This window comes from Saccharopolyspora taberi (genome assembly GCF_039534165.1).
In the GTDB taxonomy this organism is placed as follows: domain Bacteria; phylum Actinomycetota; class Actinomycetes; order Mycobacteriales; family Pseudonocardiaceae; genus Saccharopolyspora_D; species Saccharopolyspora_D taberi.
In genome coordinates this window covers 109,202-129,214 of sequence record NZ_BAAAUX010000016.1, presented here as the reverse complement: position 1 = coordinate 129,214, position 20,013 = coordinate 109,202, and the positions used below count along the sequence as shown (strand labels likewise).

Sequence of the window (20,013 nt, the reverse complement as noted above, 5' to 3'; positions counted from 1 at the left end):
GTGTTCAGTCGCGGGACCAGACGACCTTGAGCCACTGGACCGCGAGCACGACCATGCACAGCACGGCGAGCAGCAGCCCGATGCCCGGACCGGCGTTGGGCACGGTCTGGCGGGACCAGATCGCGATCACACCTTCGAAGGACACCACGACCCCGGCCAGGGCGGCGACCCAGGCGATCGCCCAGCGCCGGGTCGCCAGCGCCAGCGCGCCGATCGCGACCCCGACGATCGTGGAGTTGATCGAGAACAGCCGGGGCAGCAGGCCGACGTGCAGGGCCGGGTCGGCCTGACCGGTCAGCACCTGCCAGCCCGCGGCGTCACCGACCCACGGCAGCACCGAGGTGAGCACCAGGACCAGGATCACCCCGGCGATGACCACGGCGCGGGCCCCGGGGTCCACGCGGCCGAACAGCGCCCGCCCTTCCTTCGCCTGCTCCTGCTCGCTCAACACGCACATCCCTGCTGAGCGGCGGGCTGCGGCGCGGGCGCGCCGAACGAGGGCAGGCCGAGGCTGACGCCGGAGGTCTTCGGGCGGGTGCCCTCCTCCCAGTTGTCGCCCGCGGCGGTGCGGCGGTGCGCGGTGATCTCGGCGTCGGCGACCAGGTGGTGCGGGGCCGCGCGGGTGATCGTGGTGCGCACGAGGTCGCCGGGGCGGATGTTGCCGTCGACCGCACCGGTGGGGGTGAAGTGCACCAGCCTGCCGTCGCGGGCACGGCCGGTGAGCCGGTGGGTCTCGGTGTCCTTGCGGCCCTCGCCCTCGGCGACCAGCAGCTCGACCGGGGTGTCGACCAGTTCCTTGTTGTTGTCCCAGGAGATCTGGTTCTGCAGCTCGACCAGCCGGTCGTAGCGCTGCTGGACGACCTCCTTGGGCAGCTGGCCGTCCATCTCGGCGGCCGGGGTGCCGGGGCGCTTGGAGTACTGGAAGGTGAAGGCGCTGGCGAACCGGGCCTGCCGGACGACCTCCATGGTCGCCTCGAAGTCCTCCTCGGTCTCGCCGGGGAAGCCGACGATGATGTCGGTGGTGATCGCCGCGTCCGGCATCGCCTCCCGCACCCTGCGCAGGATGTCGAGGTAGCGCTGCGAGCGGTAGGAGCGGCGCATCGCCTTGAGCACCCGGTCCGAGCCGGACTGCAGCGGCATGTGCAGCTGGTGGCAGACGTTGGGCGTCTCGGCCATCGCCGCGATCACGTCGTCGGTGAAGTCGCGCGGGTGCGGCGAGGTGAAGCGGACCCGCTCCAGACCCTCGATCTCCCCGCAGGAGCGCAGCAGCTTGCCGAAGGCGTACCGGTCGCCGAACTCCACGCCGTAGGCGTTGACGTTCTGGCCGAGCAGGGTCACCTCCAGCACGCCCTCCGACACCAGGGCCTGCACCTCGGCGAGGATGTCGCCGGGCCTGCGGTCCTTCTCCTTGCCGCGCAGCGCGGGCACGATGCAGAAGGTGCAGGTGTTGTTGCAGCCGACCGAGACCGACACCCAGCCCGAGTAGGCGGACTCGCGGCGGGCGGGCAGCGTGGACGGGAAGACGTCCAGCGACTCCAGGATCTCGACCTCGGCCTCTTCGTTGTGCCGGGCGCGTTCCAGCAGCGTGGGCAGCGCGCCGAGGTTGTGGGTGCCGAAGACGACGTCGACCCACGGGGCGCGCTTGACGATCTCGCCGCGGTCCTTCTGCGCGAGGCAGCCGCCGACCGCGATCTGCATGTCCGGGTTGCGGTCCTTGGCCGGGCGCAGGTGGCCGAGGTTGCCGTAGAGGCGGTTGTCGGCGTTCTCGCGCACCGCGCAGGTGTTGAACACGACCACGTCCGGATCGGCGTCGGTAGCCGCGCGCACGTACCCGGCGTCCTCCAGCATTCCCGCCAGACGCTCCGAGTCGTGCACGTTCATCTGGCAACCGTACGTGCGGATCTGGTAACTGCGGGTCACATTCAACCTTCTCTCACGCTGCCGGACTCCACGGTCGAAGAGGTCCGGTGACAGCGAGTTCACCACCACGGCTGGCCGCGCTCCCCGCAACGCCGGTGGCCCACGCCCACCAGGTCCTCCCGGGCCCCGTTACCCAGGGTAGAGCCGCTGCGCGTGCGGGGTGAAAGCGGCCGGTCCGCACTCGGTGTAACCGAGTTGCAATCTGCGTTGACCGGCTCCGTCTGGACTATCACCCGTTCGCAGCTTAGGTTTCGGCCATCGTGTCCGAAATCCCTTCCTGAGCAGGAGAACGCATGACCGCAGCCGCGACGGATGCACCGATGATCCGGATGTCCGCGGTCGACAAGCACTTCGGAGCGCTGCACGTGCTGAAGGGGATCACCCTCGACGTACCGCGCGGTCAGGTCGTGGTGGTGCTCGGGCCGTCCGGGTCCGGCAAGTCGACGCTGTGCCGGACCATCAACCGCCTCGAACCGATCGACTCCGGCACGATCTCGGTCGACGGGACCCCGCTGCCCGCCGAGGGCAAGGCGCTGGCCGGGCTCCGCGCCGATGTCGGCATGGTGTTCCAGCAATTCAACCTCTTCGCGCACAAGACGATCCTGGACAACGTCACGCTCGGGCCGATCAAGGTCCGCGGGCTGGCCAAGGCCAAGGCGAACGAGGAGGCGCAGGCCCTGCTCAAGCGGGTCGGCATCGCCGACCAGGCCGACAAGTACCCCGCGCAGCTCTCCGGCGGCCAGCAGCAGCGGGCCGCCATCGCCCGCGCCCTGGCGATGAAGCCGAAGGTGATGCTGTTCGACGAGCCGACCTCGGCGCTGGACCCGGAGATGGTCAACGAGGTCCTCGACGTCATGACCAGCCTGGCCGCCGAAGGCATGACGATGCTGGTGGTCACCCACGAGATGGGCTTCGCGCGGCGCGCCGCGCACCGGGTGCTGTTCATGTCCGACGGTGAGGTCGTCGAGGACTCCACCCCGGGGGACTTCTTCAGCGCACCCAAGAGCGACCGCGCCAAGGACTTCCTCGGCAAGATCCTCACCCACTGATCGAGAGGGGAAACGAAGATGCGAGCCAGAGGTATTCGGCTGGCCACGGTGCTGGCGGCCTCGCTGGCGCTGGCGCTCACCGGCTGCGGACGCGAGGGCGGCCCCGGTGGCGGTGGCGAGCCCGCGGTGGAGCAGACCATCGCCAAGGACGTCCAGGTGCAGGGGTCGCCGACGTTCGACCGGATGAAGCAGCGCGGCAAGGCGGTCGTCGGGGTGAAGGAGGACCAGCCGGGGCTCGGGTTCCGCGACCCGGTGACCAACCAGTACTCCGGTTTCGACGTCGAGATCGCCCGCATGGTCTCCGCGCAGCTCGGCCTGGACCCGGCCGCGATCGAGTACAAGCCGATCCCCAGCACCGCGCGGGAGCAGGCGATCTCCACCGGTGAGGTCGACTACTACGTCGGCACCTACACGATCAACGCCAAGCGCAAGGAGCAGGTCGGCTTCGCCGGTCCGTACTACGTCGCGGGCCAGGACCTGATGGTGCGCAAGGACAACACCGACATCACCGGTCCGGAGTCGCTCAAGGGCAGGAAGGTGTGCTCGGCGACCGGTTCGACGCCGATCCAGCGGGTCAAGGAGCAGCAGCTCACCGAGCCGCAGAACATCGTGGAGTTCCAGCGCTACTCCGAGTGCGTCCAGCAGCTGCTCGACGGCCAGATCGACGCGGTGACCACCGACGACGCGATCCTCAAGGGCTTCGCCGCGCAGGACCCGGACAAGCTCAAGCTGGTCGGCAAGACCTTCTCCGAGGAGCCCTACGGCATCGGCCTGGCCAAGGACGACACGGCGCTGCGCAACAAGATCAACGACACCCTGGAGCAGTCCGCCACCAGCGGTGAGTGGAAGCGGATCTACGACGCGACCCTCGGCAAGTCCGGGACGGCTTCCGAGCCGCCCAAGGTGGACCGCTACTGATCCCGTCACCGGGTGCCCGCCCGCGCGGGCACCCGGTCCGTCCTGGAGTTCTCGTTGATCGACATCTTGGTGGAGTACGGGCACGTCCTGGCCGCCGGTTTCCTGCGCACGATCGAGCTGTTCCTGCTGGCCGCCGCCGGATCGCTGGTGCTCGGCACGATCCTGGCCACGCTGCGGGTCAGCCCGGTCCCGGCGCTGCGCGCCGTGGGCACCGGTTACGTGACGCTGCTGCGCAACACCCCGCTGACGCTGGTTTTCTTCTTCTTCGTCTTCGCCTACCCGAAGCTGGAGCTGGTCCAGTTCCCGTTCTTCACCGCCTCGGTCATCGCGCTGACCATCTACACCTCGGCGTTCGTCTGCGAGGTGCTGCGCGCGGGCATCAACACCGTGCCGGTCGGCCAGGCCGAGGCCGCGCGGTCCATCGGCCTGGGCTTCGCCCAGTCGCTGACCAGCGTGATCCTGCCGCAGGCGTTCCGCGCGGTGGTCCCGCCGCTGGTCAGCGTGCTGATCGCGCTGCTGAAGAACACCACCGTCGCGGCCGGCTTCAGCGTGGACGAGGTCGGCTCGGTCATCCCGTTCCTCAACGAGGTCGGTGAACCCACGACCAACGCCTTCGTCTGGATCGCCGTGGGCTTCCTGGTCCTGGTCATCCCGCTGACGCTGGTGCAGCGCAGCTTCGAGAAGCGGTGGAGCGTGGCCCGATGAGCAGTGTCCTGTTCGACTCCCCCGGGCCGCGCGCCCGCGCGCGCAACCGGATCATCAGCGTCGTCAGCACGGTCGCCGTGCTGGCCGTGCTGGGGTATGTGGTGCTGCGCTTCTACAGCACCGGCCAGTTCGACGCGAGCAAGTGGGAGTGGCTGCTCTACGAGCAGATCCAGCTGGAGCTGCTGGGCGCCCTGGGCAACACGGTCGCCGCGTTCGCCTCCGGTGCCGTGCTGGCGCTGCTGTTCGGCGCGGTGTTCGCGCTCGGCAGGTTGTCCGACCACGCCTGGGTGCGGGTGCCGTGCGCGGCGGTCGTGGAGTTCTTCCGCGCGATCCCGCTGGTCATCCTGATCTTCTTCCTGTACTACGCGGCACCGACGCTGGGCGTGAACTTCGGCCAGTACTGGTCGGTGGTGCTGGGCCTGACCCTCTACAACGGGTCGGTGCTGGCCGAGACGTTCCGCGCCGGTGTGACCGCGCTGCCGAAGGGCCAGAGCGAGGCGGCCTACTCGGTCGGCATGCGCAAGAACCAGGTCATGCGGTTCGTGGTGCTGCCGCAGGCGGTCCGGACGATGCTGCCCGCGATCATCAGCCAGCTGGTGGTGCTGCTCAAGGACAGCGCGCTCGGCTTCCTGATCACCTATCAGGAGCTGCTGTACTACGCCCGCTACCTCGGCGGGATCCCGACGCTGGACCGGCCGATCATCCCGGTCAGCATCGTGGTGGCGGCGATGTACATCGCGATGTGCCTGCTGCTGACCTGGGCCGCGACCTACGTCGAGCGGCGCAACCGGCTGGGGAAGAAGACCAGGCAGATCGCGCCCGCCGAGGAGCGGGTGGCCGCGACCGGCGTGGCCGGCGACTGAGCCGTCCGGCTCCGGCCGGGGTGGCGGTTGGCCGGGTGCGGTGCGGGGCCGTGGCTGAGCCTGTCGGGGGCGAGTGGCCGAGCCTGTCCGGCGCGAGGCCCGCGGCTGAGGCTTCCGGCGCGGGCAGGTGGCTGAGCCTGTCCAGCGCGAGCGGCTGAGCCTGTCCAGCGCGCATTGGGCGACTGAGCCAGCCGGTTCCGGCGCGACACCCGCCCCGCGCCGGAACGCGCGGTCACGGGTGCGCCGGGACTCCGGCGGCACCGAGCGTGCTGTCGTAGGCGCGCTGCCAGCTCCCGTCAGCGACGGCGGCGTCGAGGATGCGCCGCAGCTCGTCACCCATGGCGTCGTCGCCGGGGCTGAAGCCGACGTAGTGCTCGGTGCCGTCCCCGGTGACCGCGTACGGGCCCGTCTCGGCGAACTGCGGCGAGTTCGGGTCGAAGCCGCCCAGCTGCACGTCGATGCTGCTCGCGGTCATCGCGTTGGTCCGCACCTCCGGCGGCAGCCAGCGGTAGGAGATCTGGGTGTCCGGATCGAGGCCGATGCCGGTCGCGAGCAGCCGGGCGATCTCCACGTCGAATCCGCGGTACTGTCCCGCGCCCGCGCGCTGCACCATCCGCGGGTCGTCGGTGCGCAGCCCGACCAGCAGCTTGCCGCGCTGCTTGATCTCCTCGATCGTCGGCGAGCCGCCCAGGTCCACCGACCCGTCACCGGTCACGACCGGCGGCGGCGCGGGCGGCGGCGCCGGGGGCAGGGCGTTCTGCGCCTGTTCGGCGCTGCCGCAGGCCGACAGCACCGCGACCGCCGCCAGGGCGACCGGCAGCATCCGCAACCGCATGTCGTGACTCCTCCACATCGGCGTTCGGACCACCATCGTCGATCATGCCTGGCCCACCCGGAGGCACGTTCGGCCACCGCTTCACCCGTGCGCACCAGTCCCATTCACCAGGAGGAACGATCTTGTTCACGCACTGCCCAGTTCTGAATCGGTTTTTGAAATCTCCGTCACACCGGTTAGTGTGGCTGTAGTCACGGCTTAACAGAGGCGCCAGCGTCGTCGCCCCTCCGTAACAACCACCACCGCGTAGGAGGCGACGAATGACGGCGCAAGCGCCCATCCATCCCGTCGTTGATCAGGTCACGCAGCGGATCGCGGCACGCAGCGCGCGCACCCGCGGCGACTACCTCGACCGCATCCGGCAGGCCGCGTCCGAAGGCCCGGTCCGCGCCGGGATGCCCTGCAGCAACCTCGCGCACGGGTTCGCCGCGTGCCACGGCGCCGACCGGATCGCCGTGCGCGGCGCGACCAAGCCGGGCGTGGCCATCGTGTCGGCGTACAACGACATGCTCTCCGCCCACCAGCCCTACGCCGAGTTCCCGGCGTGGATCAAGGACGCGGTGCGGGAGGCAGGCGGGGTCGCGCAGTTCGCCGGCGGCGTGCCCGCGATGTGCGACGGCATCACCCAGGGCCGCACCGGCATGGAGCTGTCGCTGTTCTCCCGTGACGTGATCGCGATGGCCACCGGTGTCGCGCTGTCGCACGAGATGTTCGACGCCGCGCTGCTGCTGGGCGTCTGCGACAAGATCGTTCCCGGACTGCTCATCGGCGGGCTGGCCTTCGGGCACCTCCCGACGCTGCTGGTGCCCGCCGGGCCGATGGCCTCCGGGCTGCCCAACACCGAGAAGAGCCGGATCCGCCAGCTGTTCGCCGAGGGCAAGGCGACCCGCGAGGACCTGCTGGAGGCCGAGTCCGCCTCGTACCACTCCCCCGGCACCTGCACGTTCTACGGCACCGCCAACTCCAACCAGCTCGTCGTCGAGGTCATGGGCCTGCACCTGCCGGGGTCGAGCTTCGTCGCCCCGGGCACCCCGCTGCGCAAGGCGCTCACCGAGGAGGCCTCGCGGCGGGTAGTGCGGATCTCGCGCGGCGAGGAGTACACGCCGCTCGGCGAGATCATCGACGTGAAGACGATCGTCAACGGCGTCGTCGCGCTGCTGGCCACCGGCGGCTCGACCAACCACACCCTGCACCTGCCCGCGATCGCCGCAGCCGCGGGCATCGAGCTGACCTGGGACGACTTCTCCGAGCTGTCGGCGGTCGTGCCGTCGCTGGCGAAGGTCTACCCGAACGGTTCCGCCGACATCAACCACTTCGCGGCCGCGGGCGGAGTGCAGACGCTGGTCGGCCAGCTGCTCGATGCCGGCCTGCTGCACCCGGACGTGCGCACGGTCGCCGGTGACGGGCTGGACCGCTACCGGCAGCAGCCGTTCCTGGAGGACGGCGAGCTGGTCTGGCGCGACGCCCCGGCGCAGAGCCTCGACCCGGACGTGCTGCGCGGTGTCGACGACCCGTTCGCGCCCGACGGCGGGCTGCGCGTGCTGGACGGAAACCTGGGCCGCTCGGTGATCAAGGTGTCGGCGGTGAAGCCGGAGAACCGGGTCGTCACCGCGCCCGCGCGGATCTTCGGCGACCAGCACGAGTTCACCGCCGCGTTCCGGGCCGGGGAGCTCGACCACGACATCGTGGTGGTCATCCGCAACCAGGGGCCGCAGGCCAACGGCATGCCCGAGCTGCACGGCCTCACCCCGGCGCTGGGCGTGCTGATGGACCGCGGCCACCAGGTCGCGCTGGTCACCGACGGCCGGATGTCCGGTGCGTCGGGCAAGATCCCGGCGGCCATCCAGCTCACCCCGGAGGCCACCGCGGGCGGGCCGCTGGCCCGGCTCCGCGACGGTGACATGGTCCGGCTCGACGCCGAGCGCGGCACCCTGGAAGCGCTGGTCCCCGATTCCGAGCTGCTGGGCCGCGAGGCCGCGAGCGGCGCTCCGTCCGCCCAGTTCGGCACCGGCCGCGAGCTGTTCACGGCGTTCCGGCGGATGGTGGGGCGCGCCGACCAGGGCGCTAGCGTGTTCACCGCCGCACAGCAGGCCACCAGCGACGTCACCGCATGACCGCGAAGGAACCGAAGATGAACATCAGCACCGCAGCAGACGTCCTCACCCTGAGCCCGGTGGTACCGGTGGTGGCGCTCGACGACGCCGCGCACGCCGTGCCACTGGCGGAAGCCCTGCTGCGGGGCGGGATCCGCACGATCGAGGTCACGCTGCGCACCCCGGCGGGCCTGCCCGCGATCGAGCGGATCGCCGCCGAGGTGCCGGACCTCGTCGTCGGCGCCGGGACCATCACCGAGCCCGGCCAGGCCGGGGACGCGGTGAAGGCGGGCGCGCGCTACCTGGTGACGCCCGGGAGCACGCCGAAGCTCCTCGACGACGTCGAGGACTCCGGCGTGCCGTACCTGGCGGGGGTCAGCACCGTGTCGGAGGCGATGCGGCTGGCCGAGCGCGGGGTGACGGCGATGAAGTTCTTCCCCGCCGAGCCCAGCGGTGGCGTGCCGTACCTGAAGTCGATCGCCGGACCGTTGCCCGGGCTGCGGTTCTGCCCGACCGGCGGCATCAGCGTGGAAACCGCGCCGAAGTACCTGGCGCTGCCCAACGTCGGGTGCGTCGGCGGATCGTGGCTCGCGCCGAAGAAGCTGCTCGACGCCGGGGCGTGGGGTGAGGTCGAGGCGCTCGCCCGGCAGGCGAGCGCGCTCGGCTGACCCGGACCGGCGCGGATCGGAGGTCTTCGATCCGCGCCGGCAACCGGTCAGTTCAGGCGGGCCAGCGCCTCCGGGATGGAGTCGACGACCGGGAACCCGGTGGGTTCGAGCTTGTCCCGGCCCATCACGCCGGTGGTGACCAGGATGCAGTCGGTGCCGACGTGCTTGGCGGCGTGCGCGTCGTCGACGACGTCACCGATCAGGACCACGTCCTTGGCGTCGACGCCGATCTCGGCGATGTGGCGCTGGAGGTGCACGTCCTTGGAACCGCCGCCGATCTCGGCGCGCAGCCCGTCCATGCGGGCGAACAGCTCGTGCAGGCCCAGGTCGGTCACCAGGGCCACGAGCTCGTCGTGGAACCACATCGACAGCAGCGACTGGGTGCGACCGCTGCCCCGCCACTCCTCCAGTGCGTGCGGGACGCCCTTGGCCAGGCCGCAGGTGTGCAGCAGTTCCCGGTAGACCTCGTGGTAGAGCACGTCGATCCGGGCCCAGTCCTGCTCGCTGAGCTCGCGGCGCAGGAGGCGTTCGTAGCACTGCAACAGCGGGCGGCTGAACACCGTCCGCCACTCGTCGAGGTCGATGTGCTCGCGGTCGAACGCGGAGCAGACCGCGTTCACCGAAGCGAGGACGGCGTGGTTGTCATCGAGGAGCGTTCCGTTCCAGTCCCAGACGATGTGTCGCGGGGTGTCGGCAGGACTCGTCATGGTCGGTGACTCTATGAGCTGACCACGACAATCCGGTACCCACGTCCCAGATCTGGGAAGGGCGTCACTGCTGGACGAGCTGGATGAGGTTCCCGCACGTGTCGTCGAGGACGGCGGTGGTGACCGGGCCCATCTTCGTCGGCTCCTGGGTGAACCGGACGCCGAGCCCGCGCAGCCGCTCGTGCTCGGCGGCGATGTCGTCGACGTCGAAGGAGGTCACCGGGATGCCGTCCGCGGCCAGCGCCTCCTTGTACGGGCGCGCCGCCGGGTGGCCCTCCGGCTCCAGCAGGAGTTCGGTCCCGTCCGGCTCCTGCGGCGAGACCACCGTGAGCCAGCGGGCCTCCCCGAGCGGGATGTCGTGCTTCTTCTGGAAACCCAGGACCTCGGTGTAGAACCGCAGGGCCTTGGCCTGGTCGTCCACGAAGACGCTGGTGATGTAGATCCTCATGAGGGCTCTTCTCCGGTGTCGATCGGCCACCGTTCGGCGATGGCGCGCAGTGGTGTGGTGTCGAGCGAGTGGTACTTGTAGCGCCCGTCGCGGCGGGTGGCGATGAGCCCGGCGTCCTCGAGGACGGCGAGGTGCTGGGAAACGGCCTGCCTGGACAGGCTCAGCTGGTGCTTCATCGCGAGTCGGCCGCACAGTTCGAACAGGGTCTGGTCGTCCCGCTCCTGCAACTCGTCGAGCACGGCACGCCTGGTCGGATCGGCGAGGGCCTTGAACACGTCGCCCATGGCCACGACCATAGGCAAGTATTTACTTGCCTGTCAATTCGGGGTGGCTCCACAAGCGCGGCCCGGCGATACGCCCCAGCCACGCCGGATTCCTCTTGAAGCCAGGCAGTTTCGAAGCCAGGCAGTTTCGAAGTCAGGGGATTTCGCGACCGGGGGTTCGAGGCAGGCGGTTTCGAGATCAGGGGGTTTCGTCGTCCGTCGGGTCGTCGAGGCCGGAGTTCTCCAGCTCCTCGCGGACGACCCGGAACGCGAGCCCCTCGGAATAACCCTTGCGCGCCAGCATGCCGACCAGCCTGCGCATGCGCGCGGTGCTGTCGAGCGAGCCCATCGAGCGGAGCTTGCGCCGCACCAGCTCCCGCGCCCGCTCCACCTCCGCATCACCGTCCACAGTGGCCAGAGCCGCTTCGACGGAGCTCTCGTCCACGCCCTTGCGGCGCAGCTCGAATCCCAGCGCCCGGCGCCCCAGACCCTGGTTGCGGTGCCGCTCGTTGACCCAGGACTCGGCGAAGGCGGCGTCGTCGACCAGGCCCGCGTCGACGAACTTCTGGAGCACGCCGTCGGCCACGTCCTCGTCGATCTCCTTGCGCAGCAACGCCTGCCGCAGCTCCGACCGGCTCCGCGCCCGCGCCGCGAGCATCCGGTACACCGTGTCCCGGGCGCGCTGCTCCGGAGTCTGCGGACCCCGCTCCTCCGGAGCGCCCGCGGGCCCGGCTTCGCCGCGATCCGCTCCCCCGTCGCCGGAGCCGCTCCGGCGGCCACGACGACGGGGACCTTCGGTGCTCATGCTCAGAAGTCGACCGGAGCCGCTTCGGCGTTCTCGGCGTCCACCTGGGCGCCGATGCCGAGCTTCTCCTTGATCCGCTTCTCGATCTCGTTGGCGACGTCGGGGTTCTCCCGCATGAACTTGCGGGCGTTCTCCTTGCCCTGGCCGAGCTGGTCGCCCTCGTAGGTGTACCAGGCACCGGACTTGCGGATGATGCCCTGCTCGACGCCCATGTCGATCAGCGAACCCTCGCGGCTGATGCCGATGCCGTAGATGATGTCGAACTCGGCCTGCTTGAACGGCGGCGCCACCTTGTTCTTCACGACCTTGACGCGGGTGCGGTTGCCGACCGCGTCCGAGCCGTCCTTGAGGGTCTCGATCCGGCGGACGTCCAGCCGCACCGACGAGTAGAACTTCAGCGCCTTGCCACCGGTCGTGGTCTCCGGCGAGCCGAACATCACGCCGACCTTCTCGCGGAGCTGGTTGATGAAGATCGCGGTGGTCTTGGCGTTGTAGAGCGCCGAGGTCAGCTTCCGCAGCGCCTGGCTCATCAGCCGGGCCTGCAGGCCGACGTGGCTGTCGCCCATCTCGCCCTCGATCTCGGCGCGCGGCACCAGCGCGGCCACCGAGTCGATGACGATGATGTCCAGCGCGCCGGAGCGGATCAGCATGTCGGCGATCTCAAGCGCCTGCTCACCGGTGTCGGGCTGGGAGACCAGCAGGGAGTCGGTGTCGACCCCGATCGCCTTGGCGTACTCGGGGTCCAGCGCGTGCTCGGCGTCGATGAACGCCGCGGTGCCGCCCTGCTTCTGAGCGTTGGCCACGGCGTGCAGCGCCACCGAGGTCTTACCGCTGCTCTCCGGCCCGTAGACCTCGACGATCCGGCCGCGCGGCAGACCGCCGATGCCCAGCGCCACGTCCAGCGAGATGGACCCGGTCGGGATGACCTCGATCGGCGCGCGCGTCTCGTCACCGAGACGCATCACCGATCCCTTGCCGTACTGCTTGTCGATCTGGGCGAGGGCCAGTTCGAGCGCCTTGCCCTTGTCGGGTGTCGCTGCCATCGGGGGTCCACCTCGGTCGAAAGTCGAAACGTCGTCTCCGTTGTCGGAACCGACGCTACGGGCTGGGCCCGACAGTCCACCCGCGGGCCGGTGGTTCGGTGCGCAGTGGTCGATTCCGCTGCCGCCATAGTAGACGAACGGATGTTCGATCACGTCCCCGACACGCCAGTTCCGTCACCCGGTGGTGTGACATGCGAAGGTCGCGCCGCGAGCGGACACTGGCCGCAGGAGCCCAGAGGAGGTGCGGAAATGCGCATGGACCGCTACCTGCCGCCGGAGCATCCGCTGAGCAAGATCTACCGGATCGGGGCGGCGATCTTCGGTGCCGGACTGCTGTGCTTCGGCGTGCTCGGGCTGGCCAACCAGCTGCCCTTCCTCAGCACCGAGGGCGCCGTGATCTTCGGACTCTCCAGCAACGGCCTGCTGTCGGTGATCTCGATCCTGGTCGGGCTGGTGCTGATCGGCGCGGCCGTGTGGGGCGGCGCGGTGGCCTCCACCACCACCGCCGTGGTCGGGATCCTGTTCTTCGTGTCCGGCCTGGCCAACCTGGCGGTGCTGGAGACCTCCTGGAACCTGCTGGCGTTCCGGCTGTCGAACGTGGTGTTCAGCCTGGTCGCGGGCATGCTGCTGGCCTTCCTCGGGTTCTACGGGAGGGTGGCCGGGCACCTGCCCGACAACAACCCGTACTTCCGGTACCGGCACCACGAACCACCGGCCGAGGCGTTCCCGGGCAAGCCCAGCCCCGAGGAGGCGCGCACCACCGAGGACCCGTTCGCCGAAGCCGAGATCGCCTTCGCCGAAGGTCACCCCACTGCCCGCCAGGAGCGCATGGTGCGCGCGGAGGCGTGGCGGCATCTCCAGGAAGAACGGCGTCGCGCCTACGAGCACTACGCCGAGAGCGGCCGGACGCCCGAGCAGGAGATCAGCGCGCAGAACCTGTGGGCCGACTTCGAGGTCAATCCGCCCAAGCCCTAACGGCGTTCCTTGGGCACCTCGAACGCCTCGCAGACGGCGGCCCAGACTTCCTTGGGCTGCATCCCGGCTTCGAGCGCTTCGTCGACGGTGCGCCCGCCCAGCGAGGAGAACACGTGGTCCTGGGCCAGCATTTCGGCCCGGACCGCTCCGAACTCGGCCGCCATCCAGCGGCGGAAAACTGTGTGACGCATCGGGCCCAGCCTACGGTGCGCTCTTAGCATGGTGGTGTGCTGTTCGCGCAGGGAGATCCGACCGGGCTGGCCGGTCCGCTGGGGCAGGCGGTGATCGCTGCCGGGCTGATCGTGGTGATCATCCTGGCGATCCGGTTCCTCTGGGAACGCCGCAACCGCCGCTGAGCTCAGCCCTTGCCCGGCTGGACGGTCTGCTCGAACTGGTCGGCCATCCGGTCCGGGGTCAGCTGCTGCTGCGGGTTGGGCTGCAGGACCAGGCCGACCAGCGGCCGGTCGTCGACGGTGAACACCACGGTGCCGAAGGTCTCGCTGGTGACCGCGCGGTACTCGCCGGACAGGCCGTTGCCGGACCACTCCGCGGTCACCTGGTCGCTGTTGACCCCGTTGAACTCCAGCAGCAGGTCCGCGCGGCGCTTGGCCTCCTCCATCGAGCCCAGGTGGGTGTAGACGATCGAGGTGCCGTCGTTGGGGTTGCCGATCGAGCAGGACGCGACGGTGCCGCTGAGCTCGCCGAGGCCGGGCACGATCCGCTGCCAGCCGGGGGCGCAGTTCGTGGTCTCCGGGAGGTTCCCGGCGAGCTGGCCCATGCAGGGGTTGAACCCCTTGGCGTCCTTGGCCGCGCCCGGGTCCTGGCACTCCGAGGCGCTGGCGGTCGGGGTGCCGCCGCCGGAGGTCAGCACGATCGCGACGACCGCGGTGATGACGGCGACCAGCGCGACCGCGCTCAGACCGACCAGCACGTTGCGGGAGACCGCGGGGCCCTGCTTCCGCGGCGGCGCGGGCTGCGGCGGGACCGGCAGCGCGGTGCGGACGGTGTCCGGTTCCTGGTAGCGGGGGGCCTGCGCGGAGGCGAGACCGGAGCTCAGGTCGTGGGTGTTGAGCGCGGTGCCGTCCCGCGAGACGTGGTGGGCGCCGAGGGCGACCGCGGTCTCGGGCTGGTCCAGGCTGGTGGCCACGATCCGCAGCTGCTCGCCGATCAGCGTCGCCACCAGCGGCAGCCGGCTGGAGCCGCCGACCAGGTACAGCCCGGCGAGGTTCTCCGGCGCCATGCCGTTGGAGCGCACGACCGACGAGACCATCTCGACGCTGCGCAGCATGCTCGGCCGCACCAGCGCTTCCAGCTCGGCCCGGGTGACCAGCACGTCCTCGAACGGCTCCGGCATCGGGACCTCGGTCTGGACGTGCCGGGACAGCGCCTCCTTGGCGGCCTTGACGTCCTCGCGCAGCGCGCGCTGGGCGCGCCGGTCGGCGGTGGTCTCCGGGCGCAGCAGCCGCTGCCAGCGCTGCGGGTCCTTGTTGGAGACCTGGCGGCCGACGTGTTCGAGCAGCGCCTGGTCGACGTCGAGCCCGCCGAGGTCGGGCAGGCCGTCCTCGGCCAGCACGGCGAAGCCGCTCTGGGTGGCGCCGACGACCGCGCAGTCGAAGGTGCCCGCGCCGAGGTCGTAGACGGCCAGCGCCTGGCCGGGGGCCAGCGAGCGGTCCGGGAACGACGCGAAGTGCGCGGCGGCGGCGACCGGTTCGGGCACCAGCACCAGGTTGCTGCCGAACCCGGCCAGCCTGGCCGCCGACAGCAGCACGTTGCGCCGGGTCGGGCCCCACTGCGCGGGGTGGGTCAGGCGCACCTCGTCCGGCTGGGCGCCGCCGAGCTGGCGGGTGGTCTCCTCGGCGACCCGGTGCAGCACCGCGGCGAGCGCGTCGGTGACGGTGATGATCGACTCACCGAGCAGCAGGGTGCCCTCGTCGACGCGGCGTTTGGGGTTGGGCTCGTACCGCGACGGGTCGAGCCGAGCGCGGCGTTCGGCCTCCCGGCCGACGATGATCGCGCCGTCCTCGGCGGCGAAGACCGCTGACGGCATGGTCGCCGATCCGTCCACCTCGACCACCCTCGGTGGCCGACCGTGCGCCGAGAGCACCGCGACGGTGTTGGAGGTCCCGAGATCCACCGACAGGACGCGCACCGGTTGTTCCTCCTACTGCTGTTGTTCCCGGCCGAGATGGTCCCACGTCCGTGTCACGAGAAGATGGTGATCCCCGGAATCGGCTGAATTAGCCTCACGTCACATGACTGCTTTCCACCTCGCCCAGGTCAACATCGCCCTCCCGGTCGCCCCGTTGGACAGCGCCGAGCTGGCCGGTTTCGTCGCAGCCCTCGACCCGGTGAACGCGGCCGCTGACGCCGCACCGGGATTCGTGTGGCGGCTCCAGACCGAGGACGGCGACGCCACCGCGGTCCGCGGGTTCGGCGACGACCGGATCATCGTGAACATGTCGGTCTGGGAGTCGGTGGAGGCGCTGGCCGACTACGTCTACCGCGACCCCGGCCACCTGGCGGTCCTGCGCCGCCGCCGGGAGTGGTTCCCGAAGATGGCCGAGGCGCACACCGTGCTGTGGTGGGTGCCCGCAGGGCACCGGCCGACCGTCGCCGAGGCCGAGCAGCGCCTGTCGCTGCTGCGCGAGCACGGGCCGTCGCCGGAGGCGTTCACCTTCCGCGAGCCGTTCCCGGCGCCCGGTGGCGCGCAGGTCCGCAAGGACGACGACTGGATGTGCCCGGCCTGACGCCACCGGAAGCGCGCCACAACTCTGAGAGGACCTTCAGACACTGAGGAAACCTTCAGCGACCAGCTCGGACGTTGTCGGAGGTCTGGTTCAGCATGGAGTCATGACCGACGTGCTGGAGACCTTCTCCCCCGCGACCGCGGACTGGTTCCGGGGTGCCTTCCACGCGCCGACCGAGGCCCAGGTCGGCGCGTGGCGGGCGATCGCGGACGGCGAGCACGCGCTGGTCATCGCGCCCACCGGCTCGGGCAAGACGCTGGCGGCCTTCCTGTCCGCGCTGGACCGGCTCGCCGCCGAGGGTCCGCCCGCCGAGCCGAAGAAGCGGTGCCGCGTCCTCTACGTCTCGCCGCTGAAGGCCCTGGCCGTCGACGTGGAGCGCAACCTGCGCGCTCCGCTGGCCGGGATCCGGCAGGAAACGCAGCGCCGCGGTGGCGCGCCGCCGGACATCCGGGTCGGGATGCGCACCGGCGACACGCCCGCCGAAGAGCGCCGGTCGTTCGCCCGCACCCCGCCGGACGTCCTGGTCACGACACCGGAATCGCTGTTCCTGCTGCTGACCTCGGCCGCCCGGGAGTCGCTGCGCGGAGTGGAGACGGTGATCGTCGACGAGGTCCACGCGGTGGCGGGGACCAAGCGCGGCGCGCACCTTGCGCTGTCGCTGGAACGGCTCGACGAGCTGCTTCCCGCGCCCGCGCAGCGGATCGGCCTGTCGGCCACCGTGCGCCCGGTCGACGAGGTGCGGACGTTCCTGGCCGGTGGCCGGCCGGTGCGGACGGTGCAGCCGCGCAACGCCAAGCAGGTCGAGGTCCGGGTCGAGGTCCCGGTTCCCGACCTGGCCGAGCTCGGCGGCGGCGAGGACGACCAGCTGCCCTCGATCTGGCCCTCGGTGCAGGCCCGCGTGCTGGAGCTGATCGGGCAGCACCGGTCGACGATCGTGTTCACCAACTCGCGGCGGCTGGCCGAGCGGCTGACCGCGGGGATCAACGAGCTCGCGGCCGAGGAGCCCGCGCCGCCGGACCGCTTCCCGGCCGAGGCCGTCGGCGGGTCCGGGGTCGCGCAGGGCGCGCCCGCCGCGGTCGCGAAGGCCCACCACGGCTCGATGTCGAAGGAGCAGCGGGCGGTCGTCGAGGAGGAGCTGAAATCCGGCAGGCTGCCGTGCGTGGTCGCGACCTCGTCGCTGGAGCTGGGCATCGACATGGGCGCGGTGGACCTGGTCGTCCAGGTGGAGACCCCGCCGAGCGTGGCGTCCGGGTTGCAGCGCATCGGCCGCGGCGGGCACCACGTGGGCGCGGTGTCGCGCGGCGTGGTGTTCCCGAAGTTCCGGGGCGACCTGGTCGGTTGCGCGGTGACCGCGGAGCGGATGGCCGACGGGCTCATCGAGTCGCTGGCCTTCCCGCGCAACCCGCTGGACGTGCTTGCCCAGCACGTCGTGTCGATGGTCGCGATGGACGACTGGCCGCTGGAGCGGCTGGCCACCGTGGTCCGCCGCTCGGCCCCGTTCGCCGGGCTGCCCGACTCCGCCCTGCACGCGGTGCTGGACATGCTGGCCGGGCGCTACCCGAGCGAGGAGTTCGGCGAGCTGCGCGCCCGCGTCGTCTGGGACCGGGTGCAGGACGAGCTGCGCGCGCGGCCGGGGGCGCAGCGGCTGGCGGTGACCTCCGGCGGCACGATCCCGGACCGCGGGCTGTTCACCGTGACCACGCCCGGCGACGACGAGGCCGGCCGCGGCGGGGTCCGGGTCGGCGAGCTCGACGAGGAGATGGTCTACGAGTCCCGGGTCGGCGACACCTTCCTGCTGGGCACCTCGTCCTGGCGGGTCGAGGACATCACCCACGACCGCGTGATCGTGGTGCCCGCGCCGGGGCAGCCCGCCCGGATGCCGTTCTGGAAGGGCGACTCCCCCGGCAGGCCGCTGGAGCTCGGGCGGGCGCTGGGCGCGTTCGTCCGGGAGCTGACCGCGGCAGACACCGACGCGGCCAGGGCGCGGATCGGCCAGGCGGGCCTGGACGAGTGGGCGCAGGACAACCTGCTATCCTACCTGGACGAACAGCGCCGGGCGACCCGGCACGTGCCCGACGACCGGACGATCGTGGTCGAGCGGTTCCGCGACGAGCTCGGCGACTGGCGGATGGTGGTGCACTCCCCGTTCGGCGCCAAGGTCAACGGGCCGTGGGCGCTGGCGATCGGGGCCCGCCTGCGGGAGCGCAGAGGCGTGGACGCGCAGGTCGCCTCCTCCGACGACGGGATCGTGCTGCGGCTGGCCGACGCCCTCGACGACTCCGGCTCCGAGGTGCTGCCCACCGCCGAGGACGTCCTGCTCGCGCCGGAGGAGGTGCAGCAGGTCGTGACCGACGAGGTCGGCGGCTCCGCGCTGTTCGCGGCCCGGTTCCGCGAGTGCGCGGCCCGCGCGCTGCTGCTGCCGCGCCGGGATCCGCGCCGCCGGTCGCCGCTGTGGCAGCAGCGGCAGCGCGCGGCGCAGCTGCTGTCGGTGGCCGCGCAGTACGAGCAGTTCCCGATCGTGCTGGAGGCGATGCGGGAGTGCCTCCAGGACGTCTACGACGTTCCGGGGCTCACCGAGCTGATGTCGCAGGTCGCGGCGCGCAAGGTGCGGGTGGTGGAGGTCGAGACGCCGACTCCGTCGCCGTTCGCGCGCAGCCTGCTGTTCGGCTACATCGGGATGTTCCTCTACGAGACCGACGCGCCGCTGGCCGAGCGCCGCTCGGCGGCGTTGAGCCTGGACTCGACGCTGCTGGCCGAGCTGCTCGGCTCGGAGGCGTTGCGGGAACTGCTGGATCCCGAGGTGGTCACCGAGATCGAGTCGCAGCTGCAGCGGCTCGCGCCGGACCGCCGCGCCCGGGACGTCGAGTCCACGATGGACCTGCTGAGCTTCCTCGGGGACCTGTCGACCGACGAGGCGGTGGAGCGGGGCGCGCGGCCGGAGTGGCTGGAGGAGCTGCACGCCCAACGCCGGGTGCTCCAGGTGCGCATCGCGGGCGAGCAGCGCTGGATCCCCGTCGAGGACGCGGGCAAGGTCCGCGACGCGCTCGGGGTCGCGCTCCCGGTCGGGGTGCCGGAGGCGTTCACCGAGCCGGTCCCGGATCCGCTCGCCGACCTGCTGATCCGGTACGCGCGCGGTCGCGGCCCGTTCACCGCCGATGCCGCCGCGCACCGCTTCGGGCTCGGCGTCGCGGTGGTGCACGGCGTGCTCGACCGGCTGACCGGCGCCGGGAGGTTGGTCCGGGGCGAGCTGCGCCCGCTGGAGGCGGGCGGTGGCCGGTCGCTGGAGTACTGCGACGCCGAGGTGCTCCGCCGCCTGCGGCGGGCGTCGCTGGCGCGGCTGCGGGCCGAGGTGGAGCCGGTGGAACCGGCGGCGCTGGGCCGGTTCCTGCCGTCGTGGCACGGGATCGGGGCGCGGCTGCGCAGCGCGCCGACGGTCGACGACGTGTTCTCGGTCGTCGAGCAGCTGGCGGGCGCCCCGGTGCCGGCCAGCGCGCTGGAGTCGCTGGTCCTGCCCGCCCGGTTGCCGGGCTACGCGCCCGCGCTGCTCGACGAGCTGACCGCGACCGGCGAGGTCAGCTGGGTCGGGTCCGGCTCGCTGGCCGGGGGTGACGGGTGGATCGCGCTGGCCCCCGGCGACGTCGCCGACCTGCTGCTGCCGGACGTCACCGAGGAGCAGCCGGACTCCGCACTGCACCGCGCGCTTGAGTCCATTTTGGACGGAGGAGCGCAGTTCTTCCGGCAGCTCGCGGACCGGGCCGCGGCGGTCCTGCTGGACCAGGGCGAACCGGCCCCGGACGACGAGGCGGTGATCACCGCGCTCTGGGACCTGGTGTGGGCGGGCGCGGTCACCAACGACACGCTGGCGCCGCTGCGCGCGCTCGTGTCCGGGCGCGGCGCGACGCACAAACCGCGGCGCAGCGCGCCGAGGGGCCGGTACGCGCGGCTGCGAGCCGGGCGGCCGTCGATGCAGAGCT

The 20,013-nt window shown here is 71.3% G+C and carries 20 protein-coding genes; 10 read left to right on the top strand and 10 right to left on the bottom strand.

Annotation, left to right across the window (positions count from 1 at the left end; all coding sequences use genetic code 11):
• Positions 1-4: 4 nt before the first annotated feature.
• Both ABD691_RS19440 and miaB read right to left on the bottom strand, forming a co-directional pair.
• Positions 5-457, bottom strand: a complete 453-nt coding sequence (locus ABD691_RS19440) for an Rv2732c family membrane protein (RefSeq protein WP_425565119.1) — start codon at positions 455-457, stop codon at positions 5-7.
• Positions 445-1,920 carry a tRNA (N6-isopentenyl adenosine(37)-C2)-methylthiotransferase MiaB gene (gene miaB / locus ABD691_RS19435; protein ID WP_344681712.1) on the bottom strand — a complete coding sequence of 492 codons (1,476 nt, stop codon included), beginning with the start codon at positions 1,918-1,920 and terminating at the stop codon, positions 445-447. Before miaB ends, ABD691_RS19440 begins: the two co-directional genes overlap by 13 nt.
• Before the next feature lie 320 nt (positions 1,921-2,240).
• On the opposite strand from miaB, the gene ABD691_RS19430 reads away from it, so the two are divergent.
• From ABD691_RS19430 to ABD691_RS19415, 4 genes are read left to right on the top strand one after another with little or no spacing between them, the layout of a single operon-like run.
• On the top strand, positions 2,241-2,969 hold the full coding sequence (locus ABD691_RS19430; protein ID WP_344682329.1) for an amino acid ABC transporter ATP-binding protein: 729 nt from the start codon (positions 2,241-2,243) through the stop codon (positions 2,967-2,969).
• 18 nt (positions 2,970-2,987) lie between these two features.
• Positions 2,988-3,887 (top strand): glutamate ABC transporter substrate-binding protein, encoded by a 900-nt coding sequence (locus ABD691_RS19425; RefSeq protein ID WP_344681710.1) that lies wholly within the window; start codon positions 2,988-2,990, stop codon positions 3,885-3,887.
• A 57-nt stretch (positions 3,888-3,944) separates the two neighbouring features.
• On the top strand, positions 3,945-4,592 hold the full coding sequence (locus tag ABD691_RS19420) for an amino acid ABC transporter permease (RefSeq protein WP_344682328.1): 648 nt from the start codon (positions 3,945-3,947) through the stop codon (positions 4,590-4,592).
• Complete coding sequence (locus ABD691_RS19415) at positions 4,589-5,455, top strand: amino acid ABC transporter permease (protein WP_344681708.1); 867 nt, start codon at positions 4,589-4,591, stop codon at positions 5,453-5,455. Before ABD691_RS19420 ends, ABD691_RS19415 begins: the two co-directional genes overlap by 4 nt.
• Positions 5,456-5,687: 232 nt before the next feature.
• Here ABD691_RS19415 and ABD691_RS19410 read toward each other — a convergent pair whose 3' ends face one another.
• Positions 5,688-6,290, bottom strand: a complete 603-nt coding sequence (locus tag ABD691_RS19410) for a transporter substrate-binding domain-containing protein (RefSeq protein WP_344681706.1) — start codon at positions 6,288-6,290, stop codon at positions 5,688-5,690.
• A gap of 260 nt (positions 6,291-6,550) precedes the next feature.
• On the opposite strand from ABD691_RS19410, the gene edd reads away from it, so the two are divergent.
• On the top strand, positions 6,551-8,404 hold the full coding sequence (gene edd, locus ABD691_RS19405; RefSeq protein ID WP_344681704.1) for a phosphogluconate dehydratase: 1,854 nt from the start codon (positions 6,551-6,553) through the stop codon (positions 8,402-8,404).
• Between the two features lie 17 nt (positions 8,405-8,421).
• Entirely contained in the window at positions 8,422-9,051 is a 630-nt protein-coding gene (gene eda / locus ABD691_RS19400; RefSeq protein WP_344681703.1) for a bifunctional 4-hydroxy-2-oxoglutarate aldolase/2-dehydro-3-deoxy-phosphogluconate aldolase, read from the top strand.
• Between the two features lie 47 nt (positions 9,052-9,098).
• On the opposite strand, the gene ABD691_RS19395 is transcribed toward eda, so the two are convergent.
• The 5 genes from ABD691_RS19395 to recA form a co-directional block, all read right to left on the bottom strand.
• Positions 9,099-9,758, bottom strand: a complete 660-nt coding sequence (locus ABD691_RS19395) for an HAD family hydrolase (RefSeq protein ID WP_344681701.1) — start codon at positions 9,756-9,758, stop codon at positions 9,099-9,101.
• 64 nt (positions 9,759-9,822) lie between these two features.
• Positions 9,823-10,206 carry a VOC family protein gene (locus ABD691_RS19390; RefSeq protein WP_344681699.1) on the bottom strand — a complete coding sequence of 128 codons (384 nt, stop codon included), beginning with the start codon at positions 10,204-10,206 and terminating at the stop codon, positions 9,823-9,825.
• Positions 10,203-10,490, bottom strand: a complete 288-nt coding sequence (locus ABD691_RS19385; protein ID WP_344681697.1) for an ArsR/SmtB family transcription factor — start codon at positions 10,488-10,490, stop codon at positions 10,203-10,205. The genes ABD691_RS19390 and ABD691_RS19385 overlap by 4 nt, the downstream gene beginning before the upstream one ends.
• A 178-nt stretch (positions 10,491-10,668) precedes the next feature.
• Positions 10,669-11,274: a regulatory protein RecX gene (locus ABD691_RS19380; RefSeq protein WP_425565118.1), complete on the bottom strand. Its 606-nt coding sequence runs from the start codon at positions 11,272-11,274 to the stop codon at positions 10,669-10,671.
• Between the two features lie 2 nt (positions 11,275-11,276).
• The gene (recA, locus tag ABD691_RS19375) at positions 11,277-12,317 is read right to left on the bottom strand and encodes a recombinase RecA (RefSeq protein ID WP_344681695.1); all 1,041 of its coding nucleotides are present in this window, start codon (positions 12,315-12,317) and stop codon (positions 11,277-11,279) included.
• Positions 12,318-12,566: 249 nt separating this feature from the next.
• On the opposite strand from recA, the gene ABD691_RS19370 reads away from it, so the two are divergent.
• Positions 12,567-13,292 (top strand): DUF4383 domain-containing protein, encoded by a 726-nt coding sequence (locus ABD691_RS19370; RefSeq protein ID WP_344681693.1) that lies wholly within the window; start codon positions 12,567-12,569, stop codon positions 13,290-13,292.
• Here ABD691_RS19370 and ABD691_RS19365 read toward each other — a convergent pair.
• A complete protein-coding gene (locus tag ABD691_RS19365; protein WP_344681691.1) occupies positions 13,289-13,483 on the bottom strand; it encodes a DUF3046 domain-containing protein in 195 nt (64 codons plus the stop codon). The genes ABD691_RS19370 and ABD691_RS19365 overlap by 4 nt on opposite strands.
• Before the next feature lie 36 nt (positions 13,484-13,519).
• Here ABD691_RS19365 and ABD691_RS19360 point away from each other — a divergent pair, with 36 nt between their 5' ends.
• Positions 13,520-13,648: a hypothetical protein gene (locus ABD691_RS19360; protein WP_344681689.1), complete on the top strand. Its 129-nt coding sequence runs from the start codon at positions 13,520-13,522 to the stop codon at positions 13,646-13,648.
• Positions 13,649-13,650: 2 nt separating this feature from the next.
• Here ABD691_RS19360 and ABD691_RS19355 read toward each other — a convergent pair whose 3' ends face one another.
• Complete coding sequence (locus ABD691_RS19355) at positions 13,651-15,441, bottom strand: Hsp70 family protein (protein ID WP_344681687.1); 1,791 nt, start codon at positions 15,439-15,441, stop codon at positions 13,651-13,653.
• Positions 15,442-15,544: 103 nt separating this feature from the next.
• On the opposite strand from ABD691_RS19355, the gene ABD691_RS19350 reads away from it, so the two are divergent.
• Positions 15,545-16,039, top strand: coding sequence for a DUF3291 domain-containing protein (locus tag ABD691_RS19350; protein ID WP_344681685.1), 495 nt, complete (start codon positions 15,545-15,547; stop codon positions 16,037-16,039).
• Between the two features lie 103 nt (positions 16,040-16,142).
• Positions 16,143-20,013: DEAD/DEAH box helicase (locus ABD691_RS19345; protein WP_344681683.1), on the top strand; the 3,871-nt coding region annotated here is incomplete at its 3' end.